Raw genomic sequence first — 14,522 nt, 5'->3', positions numbered from 1 at the left:
TCAAAAAGTTCCCCCTTCGGGCTAGCAAACCAACCACCATCCCACACTTCAATTTTAAGTTGTGGGATGGTGGTCAGCTCCAGTTTAAAGGCTCAATTGTTTTGCTTCAGCTGAGAGATTTCCAGATTGGATCCGATTAGACAGATATTCGATTTCGCCCTTGTCTTTTCGCTTTATAAAGAGCCTCATCAGCTAATAGAATAAGTCTATCAGGAGAACTTTCTTCACAGGGAACACAGGAAGCAATGCCAAAAGAAAGAGTAAGGTGGGGTGCAACATCTGATTGAGCATGTTCGATATTCACTTCAAAAAGATGTTTCTTTATATGCTCGGCTACCTCTATTGCACCAGGGGTATTAGTATTTGGTAAAATAACTATGAATTCCTCTCCCCCATACCTCCCAGCCAAATCACCAGGGCGTTTTAGACAACTATCGATGACATGGGCTACTCTGAATAAACAATTATCTCCTTTCTGATGACCATAATAGTCATTATATGCTTTGAACATGTCAACATCCACCATGATAATGGACAAAGTTTCTTTAGCTCTTTTCAACCTCTGCCATTCCAGTGTCAATCGTTCATCCACAAGTCGCCTATTAGCAATTCCAGTGAGTCCATCAAGTTTTGCTAACCGCTCAAGTTCATCTGCCCTTTTTTGCATCTCAAGAAATATGGGTGTCGTTATTTTTCGTGACACAACTAAGATCAGGCCTAAACTAAGTGAAATAGAGATAATAACAGCAACAACAATCTCAAATTGTGTCCTGAGAACTAATGATTGCATTACCTTATTTTGACTCTGGTACTCACTTTCGATTTCCGATGCAATATCAGAGGCCGTCCGTGTGATTTGAAGTTCATGTTGATCTAATTTACGGGATGCTTTTTTTAAATCAATGCTGGCAGAACGAATTTTCAAAAAGGTCTCATAATAAACCTGTAACTCTTGGTTTGCTTTGAAAGCATTAGCACTAATACGAGCACTATCAGAAACTTTCACCAAAGCTGTGTTCAGGTTATGAAAAGCTTCTTTAGCGTATTTATAGTTGTTTTTAAACATTACAAAATACTTCTCATTGGCTCCGTTGAGGTATTTTGCTTGGTACAACCTCATCAACTGAAATGAGTTACGCGCATTTCCAAAAGAGAAAAATATATCTGGAGCTTGTACGATTCCGACATTGATCCTGATTGCCGAAAATTGGTTTTCAATGAGAAGTTCTTGTTTTATGAACACAGTTGACAGGAGGGATTGTTTTGACTTTATAAAAGAGTTCGGACACTTTTTTTGCTGGGTTGGTTTTGTCCTGCCCCGGTTACTGGTTCCCGATCACTAGGGAGACAGAGGAACAGTTCACCGACCGGTAAACCTGCTGGTTTGTCACCACCTTTCCTCTCCCCTATTCAGCAAGTTCATCAAAACGACAACTCAGGACAACATCTCCATCTTCATACTTTGTGTGCACCTTATAAGGAAGAGTTTTAAAAAGTTTAATCATGGCCGTATTGCTGGGAAAGGTGGTGGCCATCAGGCCTGCAATACCGTTCTCCCTGGCCGAAAGAGCCAACTTCTTGAGGAAAATCTTCCCCAGTCCCTTACCTTGATAGTCTTTACTCACCGAAAAAGCCACTTCTGCCATATTGGAGTTTTTCAGTCTCATGCTTTCCCCGATAGCGACAACACGACCAAAGCCAAATTCACCGACAACGGCCACCAGAGCAAGATCTTGCATATAATCAACATGGGAGCGACTTTCCACTTCCGAGATACCAAAAACTGTTTTTTCGTGGAAAAAACGTGTAAATATGTCCGCTTTTGCCAGATTGTAAAAGTGTTCCTGAATGCGTCGTCCATCCACAGGTTTAGAGGGACGGATAGTGACTTCATTACCATCTATTGTCATTGTTTCTTCCAGGCGAACGGGGTAAACAGCCTTTTCCGCCTCGCCGAGACTGCGTTGTGCTCCTATCAGCCCCTGTTCCTTGGCATGCTCGAAAAGCTCTTCTCGAAAGTCTGGGTGCGCCAGACTGATCATAGCTACCACACGTTCCTGTAGGCTTTTCCCAAAGAGGTTCACTGCTCCGTACTCGGAAACCACATAGTGCACATCTCCCCGTGGGACTACAACAGCTTTTTTGCCGATATGAGGTACGATATTGGAGACATGGCCCTCTTCTCCAGGGGTGGTTGAAAAAATCATGATAATCGATTTGCCGCCAGGTGATTGGCGAGCCCCTCTCACAAAATCAGGAGTGCCTGAAACACCGGCGTACCGTGTCGTTGATGATGCCTCGGCCGAAACCTGTCCGGTCAGGTCAATGGTTTGAGCAACATTCAAGGATACCATTCGATTGTTTCGGGCAATATTGAAGGGATTATTCACATAATCGGAAGGATGAAAATCGACGGCAGGATTGTCATTGAGGAATTCATAGAGGTTGTGACTGCCAATGGCCATGGAAGCCACCATTTTGCCTTCGTTAAAACCTTTTTTCCGATTATTGACATTTCCTCTGGCATAGAGGTGCATGACGTCATCTGTTAAAAACTGGGAGTGAATCCCGAGATCATTTTTGTCGACCAGCGCCTGTACCGTTGCATGGGAAGCGGCATCAATATTTATTTGCAGCGTTGAGCCATCCTCTATCTGACGGGCGATAAGTTTACCCATGGTAATGGCAGCCTCCGGTGAAAATTTTGCCGGAGGTACAGCAAGAAGTTCTTCTTCATGATGGACAATTGCATCAACGTCGTTTACGTGAATAAAACTTTGTCCCATAATGCGTGGCATCCGGGGATTCACCTGGGCAATCACGAAATCAGCAGATTGGGCGGCTGCAAGAGTCACATCAACGGAAATCCCTAGGCTCATCCAACCAAAATCATCCGGAGGAGACACCTGAACCAGCGCAACATTTAAAGGCATCTTGCGGGTTGTAAAAAGGGCGGGAACATCGGACATATTCATTGGTGTGATAAAACGTTTATGCTTCGCAATGCGAGGTGTTTCCGCTGAGCCGAGATAGATTGAACGAATATTTATACTCGTATCCGATGTTTTGTCTGCAATGGCTGTTAATGAGGCTGTTTCTCGTCCGAACAGGCGGACAATCTCAAGTCCATTGAGCCGAGACGTACTTTCGGCAAGGGTCTGAACCAGTTTTTGAGGTTCACCACATCCCGAGCCTATAAAAACCATTTGACCAGATCGTATATGTGATATTGCTTTTTGAGGAGTGACGGATTTTTCCACATAACTGTCTGCCCAATATTGAGTATGCATTATATTTTTTTATCTCCCCATTGCCTCAAGTTTAAAATAATAAACAAGGCCGGTTGCAGGTTGTCAAAAAGGAAATTTTTATCAATGACGAATTGGCAAAACCTCTCTCCCCCTTATACCATAGTTCTCAGGTCCTTTTAAAGGATACACCTTTTAAGGGTGTTGCAATGTATTTGCAAATACCCCTGAAATTAACAAATTAAGCTCGAGAGTATAGAAAAATAATTTAACTGGTAAAATTCTGATTTTACAAGATAAACAAGCAATCTTTACAACACCCTTCTTATGTAAAAAAGATTGAGTACGTTTTCTGCCGTTTTTAAAGTACCGCTGCTGCCGGAGTAATAGGTGTAAATTTTTACTGCCGTTATGATGGCTGTTGAGCTGGAGGTATTTGCCCAATCAAAGCACTCCATAGCTGGAGCTGGTGGGGATAGAACCACGGAAGCGACTTTAAGAACTGTCATGGGCAGGTATAAACAAAGAACCAGTACACTCTGCACAATTTTCAATATCCAACAATTACTCATAGCCACACACTAAATTGACCTTGTGCAACGACACTTCGGGAAAGCAGAGCAAGACCATGCATTGTCACCGAAGGCGCCACTAGCCGACCTACCAAATTGCGGCACCACAACTACTTGCACAAAAAAATCAAGCTACTAATCATTACCGTGCCCTTTTGATTCAAATATTTTTCGGTATGCAGGCAAAATGCAGACATATCGACTTGATGGAGCCACTCTTGGCCAATCATAAAAAGGGGTGGGAATAGTGCAATCGATAGCCCAGTGGGTATCAGGAGTATTGATTTTCTGGAAACATCCCTAAAGTTAAATTCCGAGTCTCAAATCATGATGTACAGGAGTCATATTGATTGAAGTTCTGATTGCTGATGTAACAGTATAACAGTAGCAGTGTAAAATCGAAGAATGAAGCTGACTCTTTTGAAATTTGTAAAAATACGGTACTTGGAAACCCGAGAGTAAAAATATATTAAGATTGCTATTTAACAGAAAAACTTGGTAAATGTATCCAAGAATAATGTCAAGGATTGGAGAAAATTTCAGAGGCGATTTAACCCATCATTTTTTTAAAGGATGATAAAGCTTTCTGCTTTTTAAAATCAATGCCCAGGGAAAAAACCGCTCGAAAAAAATACCCATTCATAAGTGACATTTTCCGTTAAAGTATCACAGGAAAATTCCTATAAAAAAGTTGAGATTCAACGACAATCAAATGTCGTTAATTTTGAAGCAGGCTGAAAGCGGTGTCCCCGTATCCTTTATACAGTGAGAACGAAACAAGCAGTACTACATTTTGCAATTAACGTTGGAAATAGAGCGGAATGGCTTGGTATACCGGAAGACAATGGCCGCAAAAGACCAGTACACGCCAACATTACGATTACAAACTCAATCCTTCTGATTTTGAGATAGTTCAAAAATCGTAATTCTATAACTCTGGAAGTAACTTATACCAAAGGAGTACACCATGTATGAAAACCTGACCGCTGTAGTCATTTTTATTTTTCTCTACATCGTGATATCAGGGAGACTGCAAAAAACACCTATAAATGGAGCATTTTTCTTTATCCTTTTTGGATTGATTGCCAGCCCCTTGGGTCTAGGTTTTATCAATGTAAACATTGATGCAGAAGAGCTGCGTACATTAGCAGAAGTAACGCTTGCGTTAGTATTGTTTACAGATGCCTCAAACGCTAATCTTTCTGTACTAAAAAAAGTTTTTTATATTCCAGGCCGATTACTTCTTATTGGTTTGCCTCTTACCATCTTGTTTGGTTTTGCTGCTGGATTGATATTGTTGCCCAATCTAACTTTTTTGGAAATAGCAATTCTTGCAACTATGCTGGCCCCCACTGATGCGGCTTTGGGTAAAGCTGTGGTTACAGATAATGCTGTACCACCTGCTATAAGAGAGGGATTAAATGTCGAAAGCGGTCTTAACGATGGTATCTGCGTTCCTATTCTCTTTATTTTTCTAGCTTTGGCAACTAGCCATAATGGTGATCCTCATCATAGCGGCATGATCGCGCTAAAACTTGTCGTTGAAGAATTAGGTATTGGCCTTGCGGTTGGTGTGGCTTTCACATTTCTTTGTGTTTGGATCTTTAATCGATGTGATTCATTAGGATGGGTTGGTGAAACATGGAGGCAACTGCCTGTTGTAGCAATAGCAATTGGATGTTTTTCTCTTGCTCAATCGCTTGGTGGCAGCGGCTTTATTGCTGCGTTTATCGGTGGTCTCTTATTTGGTAAAATTGCTCACAAGTCTAAAGCAGCATATGTGCTTGCCGCTGAAGGGGTTGGCGAAATTTTGGCCCTGATTACATGGGTCATTTTCGGCGCTGGTGTTATTGGTCCTTCACTTGGTGCTTTCAGCTGGCAAATTATTGTTTATTCACTGCTAAGCCTCACCCTTGTCAGAATGATTCCAGTTATGATTTCTCTGAAAGGAATCGAGATGGACAGAAAAGAAAAACTCTTTATAGGTTGGTTTGGACCAAGGGGGTTAGCTAGTATTGTTTTTGGAATAATAGTTATCGGTAATAATTTAGAGGGGGAGAGTGTGATCGCCATGGTATCGATTTGTACCATTTTTTTATCGGCAACACTCCATGGAATTTCTGCAACCCCTCTTGTCGCTGTTCTTGCAAAAAGTATTAAAAACACTTGCAAAAAGCATTAAAAAAAAAGATGATCTTTAACTCCTCGAAAATGTGCACTGACTTTAAACTTTTTAAAAAGGCGTTTACATGAGACTGTCTGTTCAATGTAAAGAAGCGATTAAAACAAGCCTTGCAGTCGTAATAGTGTACGGTATTGCTTTAAAAGTTAACTGGTTGAATCCAAATTGGGCTGCTCTTGCAGTAGGAATAATTTCCCTGCCAACAGCCGGTCAGTCCATTCGCAAAGGGCTGATGCGTTTATTTGGAACCATTCCCGGGTGTTTGGCGGCATTGCTCATTCTGTCAATTGCTGCGCAAAAACCTTGGCTTTTTTTACTTCTTAATTGTATTTGGATTTTTTTTACAACATACATGATGCTCTCGGATAAACAGCATTCATATTTTTGGAATGTTGCCGGGTTTGTTTGTCTGATTATTGCTATTGTTGATCCCACATCTTCAAATAATATTTTTCAACATGCAATGTTTCGCGTTTTGGAAACAGGCCTGGGAATTATTGTTTATACTTTTGTTTCTGTATTTTTATGGCCACAAACCAACGCTGGAGCAATTAAAAAAAGTGGTAAAGAATTAATAGCTATCCAAATTCAGCTATTTAACAGCTTAAGCAAGGTTATACTGGGTCTTGAGTCAGGTGAAAGCCTAAAGCTGCTACAAACTCAAGAAGTAAAATTACTAGGCCAGTTTGCCCAGTCGCTTGAAGCAGAGGGCTCGGAGAGCTATTCAGTGCAGGAGGTGTATCACCTTTTGCGTCATTTCCACAGTCTTTCAACGAGCTTGATGTCAACTTTTAATCGATTGCAAACATCTCTTGCTGGTCATGCACGCCCTCTGATGACATATGGTTTTGATGAGTTGCATATTTACTTAGCAGAAATCGATGAACGCCTGGCCGAGGTTAAAAAAATATTTGAAGGACAGCCTAATAGGTATGTACCTCAGCCAATCTCATTAAACGTTGATTCATCAATGGTGAACGAGTTCTCGCATCTGGACAAAGCCCTATACGCTGTGTGCGGAAACGAATTAAAGAAACTGGATCCTCTGACGAAAGAGATACTTACTTGTGCCCAGGAAATCTACAGTACATCAACGAGTTTTCCCTCACTTCTTTCACTGATAAAAAGAAAGAAGAAAAAGAGAGATTGGAGTTGGCCCGTACCAGATGTTGACTACATGCTGAGTGCTGTATTTGCTGCGGTCTGCACAGCTTTGGGGTTTTGCCTATGGATATTTTTTGATCCTCCAGGACACAACCTATGGTTTAACCTCTGTGGTGCGTTGGGGATGATGCTTGCTTCTATGCCCCAAATTAGGTTAACTACGATAATTAAACCATTCGCCATAGCCGCCTCCCTGGCCCTATCTGTTTATGTCTTAATTTTGCCCCAGCTGTCAACCTTTTGGGAACTAGGACTACTGCTTTTTTCGTGCATGTTCATTGCCTGCTATTTTTTCTCGGGCTTTTATCGGCTTATCGGCATTGCTTGCATAGTTAATTTGATTTCTATCAAAAATCCGCAAGTTTTTAGCTTCGCCAGCATGGCAAACATGTATATTTTTTTACTAATTGTTTTTCTTTTCATTTTTACGATATCCTACATAATAAGGTCGCCTCGTCCTGAAAAGGCTGTTTTACACATGATCAGTAGATTCTTTCGCGGTGCCGAATATTTGGTTGCTGCGGTCGTAAAAAAACCAGGCTCCAAGCCATCGTCTTTCCGGCAATGGAAAAATTCATTTTACCTGCACGAAATACGAACCCTGCCCACGAAAATCAATGGATGGGGTAATGCTATAAATTATAAGCTTTTTCCAGGTATCACACCTGAACAACTTAGCGATCTTGTCCTACATTTACAGGCTCTTGTTTTTCGCATTGAAGAACTCTATGAAGCTGGTAAAGCTCATCAGGCGCAACAGTTGGTCATCGGCTTAGACGCAGATGTGCAAAAATGGTATGACGGTATCACCCCAATCTTAAAAAGCTGCTCCAGCAATAAAACACTCGAACCTGCTGAAACACTGAAAAATCGGCTCCATCGTTGGCAAATGTACCTTGAAGATAAAATTGAAAAGATTCTTCAGGAGCAAGGTGTAAAAGATATGAGCAAAGAAGAAGTTGCAAATTTTTATAGATTACTTGGAGGACTACGAGGTGTAACTACCACAACTGTCTCTTATGCTGAATTGGCCACAGCTATTGATTGGGATCATTGGCGAGAAGAAAGATTTTCATGAAAACCAGAAGGAGTGCATATGAATCAAATCCCGCATGAAATTGCTTTCGGTGGAGTTTATATGCCGCCACTATTAGTTGCAAGTCTTGTTGGAGCGATAGCTGCCGGTTTTACGGCAAAGCTGCTCAATCGCTATCGGCTTTCTAAATATTTCTTTTACCCGCCGCTTGTTTTTGTCGCATTATTGATAATCTACACATTTTTTATCGATATATTGTTAACAGGAATATAAAACAGAATGAAATCATACCAAAAATACCTACTCACAGGAAGTATCGTCTTTATCGCACTGGCCTTCATCTTATTTAAATATAACAGATACCTAACTAACCCGTGGACTCGTGACGGCCAAGTTCGTGCAGAAGTGATACAGATTGCGCCAAGGGTTTCTGGGCCTATTGTAAAACTCCCGATTAAAGACAATCAATTTGTGAAAGCTGGAGATCTCCTTTTTGAAATCGATCCAAGAACTTTTAAAGCATCTTTAGAACAGGCAAAAGCGCAGCTCGATAACACCAGAAGCAATTACGTCGCCTTGGAAAAAAAAGTTGAGGCTGCCAGAGCCAACGTTGAGGTTTCAAAAGCTGCAGTATTAAAAGGAATGAGTTCAATCAAAGAGCTCGATTCCATGATTGAAAAAAATGAATCTGAATATGAGCGCCAAAAAGAAATGTTGCCACATAAGGCCACATCTGAAAAATCACTTGAACGGGCCAAAGCCAGCTATGCTGTTTCCCTTGAAAAACGAAAAGGCGCGTTAGCGAGCTTGTCTCAGGCAAAAGCGTCACTGCGTCAAGCAGAGGCGGCTTTGGCAGAAGCTAATGCTAATTTGGGCGAACAAGGAGAAGCAAACGCCAGTATTCGCTCAGCCAAGGCAAATGTACGTCAAGCCAGGTTAAATTTTGAGTTCACACAGGTTAAGGCCACCACAGATGGATACATAACCAATCTTAACCTACGGGTTGGCACACAGGCAGTTGCCAATCAACCAGCCTTGGCTTTAATTGATACAAACAGCTTTTGGGTATATGGTTTTTTTAAAGAAACCCTGATTGGTGAAATATCTCCAGGCAACAAGGCAGTTATCACCCTAATGACTTATCCAGATAATCCCCTAGAAGGATATGTCGATAGTCTTGGGTGGGGAATCGCCCAACAAAATGGAAGCCCTGGGTTTGAACTGCTTCCATCCATAAGTCCAACCTTTGAATGGATTAGATTAGCACAACGAATTCCGGTTCGAATTCATATAACAAAGATGCCGGAATCAGTAAAACTTCGTGTAGGCACAACAGCCTCTGTGTTGGTCCAGACGGGTTCCAGCCATGCAGGCATCCAACAATGAAGCTGTTAAACGAGACAATCTCGATGCCGACGAAGATACAGAACCAAATATCACGGAAGGAAAATTTTTGCACAATAGCTCTTGGCTTTCTTTTTCTTTTCATGCTGAGCAGCTGTTCTGCCGTTGGCCCTGATTATAAACAACCTCCAGCCACTTTAGGGTCTGATTGGCTTCAAATAGACGCTCCAACATTGACGAATGAATTACCTGCAGATCCTAAATGGTGGCATGCAGCTTTCCTTGACCCTGATCTTGATCAATTAATTGAAGAAGCCCTCCAGCAAAACTTGACTGTTCGCTCAGCAGGCCTGCGAGTTCTGCAGGCTCAACAACAGCTAGCCATTGCCATCGGTAATCAATACCCGCAGCAGCAGCAAGTAGCCGGTTCAGCTTCAAGGCAAAAAGAAAGCGGTATTACCTTTAACAATTACAATCTAGGCTTTAACGTCAGTTGGGAAATTGATTTTTGGGGAAGATTTAGAAGGCAAATTGAATCTGCCTCAGCTGAATTAGATGCTAGTGTGGCCAGCTACGATGGTGCGGTGGTTACGTTGATTTCACAAATAGCAGAAAATTATATCTTATTTCGATCCTATGCTGACCGTTTAAAGGTAGCAAAATATAACATAGAGCTCCAGGTCGCCAGTCTGAATATCGCTAAGGCTAAATTTAATGCTGGTGAAGTAAGTAAACTTGATGTGGATCAGGCAGAAAGTCTGTTGAACAATACAAAGGCTTCTGTGTACTCTCTGGAAATATCATTACAACAAGCAAAAAACGCATTAGCCGTTCTTCTGGGTACACCTCCACAGGGTTTTAACTATCTGTTTAAAAAACAAAATGGTATTCCTGATGTAAATCCTACGATCGCCCTTGGGATACCGCAGAACCTTATTCGCCAACGCCCGGATATACGTTTTTCAGAAAGGCAGCTTGCTGCTCAAAGTGCTCGTATTGGTTTTGCAGTAAGTGAATTGTACCCACATTTTGCTATTGGCGGCTCTATAGGAACAAGCGCATTCAATACCAACGACCTCTTTAAAAGTGCCAGCCAAACCTGGAGTTTAGCGGGTATTTTTGAGTGGAATATTTTTAACTATGGCCGCCTTAAAAGTAATGTTCGATTACAAGATGCATTATTCCAGCAACTACTCGTTGATTATATGGATATAATTCTTCAGGCACAGGGTGATGTTGAAAATTCTATTATTGCCTATCTCAAAACTCATGAGCAATTAGCTGCATACCAGTTGGCAGCGGAAGCTTCACAACGTGCTGTTAATGCATCTAAAATTCAATATTTGCAGGGCGAGATCCCTTTTAATACTCTTCTTACAAATTTAGGCTCCAACGTGCAGCAACAGGATCTTGTTGCCGCTACTAGGGGAAATACTGCGATAAATCTTGTCCAGGTTTACAGAGCCTTGGGCGGGGGATGGCAAATTCGCCAAGACAGGGATCCCGTCGATTTACTTCCGCCTGCAATAAAAAAAGAAATGCGTGAAAGAACAAGCGCGTGGCAAGGAATATTAAAATAAATATCTGGTTACCACCACTCCTTAGCTTAAGAGGATTTGCCCTATAGCTGGTGTTAATTTATTTTTACAACTTCATGATAAGCAAAAGAGCCCCGAGCCTTTATTTGTTTGTATTCACCTGCCCGTGTTTTTATGAGACAGCACAGATTGGTCGCTCATCAAATGTGCCCCAGGATAATGCCCAGCTGCCATTTACCTGTGAAATCAAAATTATGGCCGGTTTTCTGGTAACGAACCTGAAGTGGATAGCCGGCTATCGCCATTACTTCACTATTTCACCGATTAATAACTCGATTTGTTAATGTTTGGTGGATGCCCTTGAAACCAGTTCAAGGGCTTAATCTTTATTCAGCAAATCCTGATTAATGAGCGTTGATAATAATAATTTATTTTTCCCTCCCGCCAAATTGAATCGCCCCCCTATCGGCAGACAGTGGATTGAACGGCCCCGCCTGCTTGAGGCTCTGGACGAATCACTGGGAGGCAAACTGACCCTCATATCAGCCCCGGCCGGCTATGGTAAAACCACATTGGTATTACAATGGCTGAACCATATCTCTTGTCACTCCGCTTGGTTGTCCCTGGATAAGAGCGACAGTACTCCAGATCGGTTCCTCTACTCTCTGATTGCTACGATCCGTGGCATATTTCCACACTTCGACAGCCAAACAGGCAGGCTTCTGTCAGCTCAGACACTGCCACCTCCCGAATATTTGGTCGATGTTTTCATACATCACCTAGCTGCACTGAATACCCCTCTGGTTCTAGCTATCGATGACTTTCATCTTATTACCTCTGAAGATGTTCATAAGATGATTAAACGCGTGGTTCAGTATATGCCAAAAGGATTGCACCTCATCATCGCAACCCGTATAGACCCACCACTGCCAATAATTCAATGGCAAATCAAACAATGGCTGTCTAAACTTAATGCAGCCGATTTACGTTTTGTCGACGAAGAGGCCAAAGCCTTCTTTAATCCTGTCAAGAGTGAACTGCTGACCATCCTCCATACTATGGAACAAATAGTTACACGAACTGAAGGATGGGCCGTCGGCCTGCAGTTGATACTATTAGATCTATTAAAAGTTGACAGTCCTCAAGCTTTTGCAGAAAAGCTATGCACTGAAAACGACATGGTCATTGAATACATTTTTGAAGAAGTCATTGCCTGTCAGCCGGACGATGTCAAACTTTTTCTCAGCATATCCGCAATTCCAGATAGTTTTTGTGTATCGCTTTGCGACTACTTGCTGGCCAAGGAGGGCAACAGTACAAATAGCCGACGAATCATCAACTACTTAATTAAAAACAATCTATTTATTGTACCGCTTGACAATGAAAACAGATGGTATCGGTATCACCATCAATTCCAAGAGATGTTGCGTCTGAATATCAGATCAGCGATACCCAGTATCCGACAAACCAAGACCCACCAAATGGCCGGAGAGTGGTATGCCGATCATGGGCACTTCGAGGATGCTCTCAAACATTTGATTGCCGCAGAAAATATTGATGCTGCAGCTGAACTGGTAGGTGATATTATGCACCCCATCATCGACCAGGATATTTCCCGCCGCGCTCTGAAACGATTGCTGGACATGTTCCCAAATGGCGCTGAAGAATCGCACCCGGAACTTTTGATCGCACACACTTTTATTAAAGCGGTTAACTTGGATTTTATAAGTTGGGCCTCGCTGATGGACCAGGCAGAACTGTTACTTAAAAATTATGACTATCCGATTCCCGAAACCAGACGCCAAAGCCTTCTGGGAGATGTTGCCATACAGCGCGCATCCTTTTTATGTTATCAAGGAGACTTTGAGGGTAGCCTCCGTCGGTCAGAGTGGGGACTGAAAGTTGTACCGAAGAAACATCGCTATTCACATAATATGGGATTAATGTATAACTCAGCTGCCAAATTCTTATGCGGAAGACAGGATGAAGCCTTGTTCCAGCTGGACCTAGCCTTAAATGCCAACCATTCAGAAGACAGTTTGAACGCCGGTCAGCTGCTGGTGACGAAAATGGCAATCTTGACCTTTGCTGCGGATTGGAATGCGGTGCAGGAAAATGCGCAGAAATTATTACTCATTAACGAAACTGTTCCTCAGGATAATTACTGGTTAGGATACGCTTATTATTTTCTTGGATGCGCGGCTTATGAACGAAACCTGTTGGGTACTGCTGCCGACCACTTCAGCCGTGTAATAAAAATGCGAGATCATGTTACCACACGAATTTGCCACGATTCAATGATTAGCCTGGCGCTTATCACTTGGGCTAAAGGGGATGTGAAAACAACCGAAAAATATATCGGCGAGGCATTTTTATTTGCAATTGAGATGAAGGATTCCTTTTCAGTGCAAATATCTGATTCGGTAAAGAGCAAGCTGGCCCTGCATACTGGAAAGGTGTCAGCTGACCTGCCGAAATATACTTCGGTGGGCGAAAATGTTTTCTATTGGCTGACGTTTCCCCTTTTGTTGCATGCCGATATTTTATCACATATGGACGATCATAAACATAGCAGTGACGCTCTTATCTTTATCGATAAAACCTTGCAAAGGTTAAATCAATACCACATCCGCTTGTATGTCCAATTTCAGGCTGCCAAAGCTGTGGCCTTAAAATTAGTAGGTAGAGTGGACGAGTCGTTCGAGTTGCTTGAGGATGCAATTCATCTGGCTGAACCACGTGGGTTGGTTCGATCTTTTTTAGACCGGGGACCAATAATCGGCGAGCTACTGAAGGTGCTTTTGGAAAAAAGTCCTGACAATCCTTACCTGCACCGCCTCATGGATGCGTTTATGTTAGAAAAAAGCGGAATAAATCGCATTGGCATAGCATCAGTTGATAACGACCAATTGGTTCCTGCTCCGGGAGCGGCTGATAGCACATTTATTGATTTGAGCAATCGCGAGCTGGATGTTTTGATTTTGCTCCAAGAACGTCTTTCCAATAAGGAGATAGCTCAAAAGTTGTTCATTTCTGCAGAAACCGTGAAAACGCACCTTTCCAGTCTCTACCGAAAACTAAAAGCCCCGAACCGCCGCCAAGCGGTCAACACGGCAAGAAAATGCAATCTAATACCTGAAAGGCGGCGAAAGAACTCATCCCGCAATATCTATCGGTAGCCCTTAGCATGGTAAATTTTTATTTATATTAACGAATTTTAATGTTCTTTGTCGTTTCTGTAAAAAAATATTCATCTCTGCACCAAAGAAAGAGTATGCTTTTCGCATAACCCCTAGACAGCATTATTACCTAAAGAGTCCAATTCATTTACGATAAGCCCTTTCCCCTATTGTCATTACTAGTAAGATTAACTCCCCCTACCCCTACCTGCCGGAACTACTTGGCACATTAAATTTTTTACGGGCAATGATCGTAACA

Annotated in this window: 8 protein-coding genes; 6 read left to right on the top strand and 2 right to left on the bottom strand. The window is 42.2% G+C overall.

From position 1 onward, the window contains the following. Positions 1-136: 136 nt before the first annotated feature. Complete coding sequence (locus JWH17_RS24335; protein ID WP_205222206.1) at positions 137-1,243, bottom strand: diguanylate cyclase domain-containing protein; 1,107 nt, start codon at positions 1,241-1,243, stop codon at positions 137-139. Between the two features lie 163 nt (positions 1,244-1,406). Beyond that, the gene (locus JWH17_RS08685; RefSeq protein WP_232370995.1) at positions 1,407-3,290 is read right to left on the bottom strand and encodes a bifunctional acetyl-CoA hydrolase/transferase family protein/GNAT family N-acetyltransferase; all 1,884 of its coding nucleotides are present in this window, start codon (positions 3,288-3,290) and stop codon (positions 1,407-1,409) included. Positions 3,291-4,787: 1,497 nt separating this feature from the next. Here JWH17_RS08685 and JWH17_RS08680 point away from each other — a divergent pair. The 6 genes from JWH17_RS08680 to JWH17_RS08655 all read left to right on the top strand — a co-directional run bounded on the left by JWH17_RS08680 (position 4,788) and on the right by JWH17_RS08655 (position 14,263). Continuing rightward, entirely contained in the window at positions 4,788-6,002 is a 1,215-nt protein-coding gene (locus JWH17_RS08680) for a cation:proton antiporter (RefSeq protein WP_205222205.1), read from the top strand. A 67-nt stretch (positions 6,003-6,069) separates the two neighbouring features. Beyond that, on the top strand, positions 6,070-8,244 hold the full coding sequence (locus JWH17_RS08675) for an FUSC family protein (protein WP_205222204.1): 2,175 nt from the start codon (positions 6,070-6,072) through the stop codon (positions 8,242-8,244). Between the two features lie 18 nt (positions 8,245-8,262). Further along, the gene (locus JWH17_RS08670) at positions 8,263-8,475 is read left to right on the top strand and encodes a DUF1656 domain-containing protein (protein ID WP_205222203.1); all 213 of its coding nucleotides are present in this window, start codon (positions 8,263-8,265) and stop codon (positions 8,473-8,475) included. Positions 8,476-8,481: 6 nt separating this feature from the next. Beyond that, positions 8,482-9,588: an HlyD family secretion protein gene (locus tag JWH17_RS08665; protein ID WP_205222202.1), complete on the top strand. Its 1,107-nt coding sequence runs from the start codon at positions 8,482-8,484 to the stop codon at positions 9,586-9,588. A 23-nt stretch (positions 9,589-9,611) separates the two neighbouring features. Beyond that, positions 9,612-11,126: an efflux transporter outer membrane subunit gene (locus JWH17_RS08660; protein WP_205222201.1), complete on the top strand. Its 1,515-nt coding sequence runs from the start codon at positions 9,612-9,614 to the stop codon at positions 11,124-11,126. A 365-nt stretch (positions 11,127-11,491) separates the two neighbouring features. Next, positions 11,492-14,263, top strand: coding sequence for a winged helix-turn-helix domain-containing protein (locus tag JWH17_RS08655; RefSeq protein ID WP_205222200.1), 2,772 nt, complete (start codon positions 11,492-11,494; stop codon positions 14,261-14,263). Positions 14,264-14,522 lie beyond the last annotated feature (259 nt).

It is taken from the genome of Desulfogranum marinum, assembly GCF_016918565.1.
Classification (GTDB): domain Bacteria; phylum Desulfobacterota; class Desulfobulbia; order Desulfobulbales; family Desulfobulbaceae; genus Desulfogranum; species Desulfogranum marinum.
The sequence above is the reverse complement of the archived record's forward strand: the minus strand, read 5'-3'. Positions and strand labels throughout refer to the sequence as shown.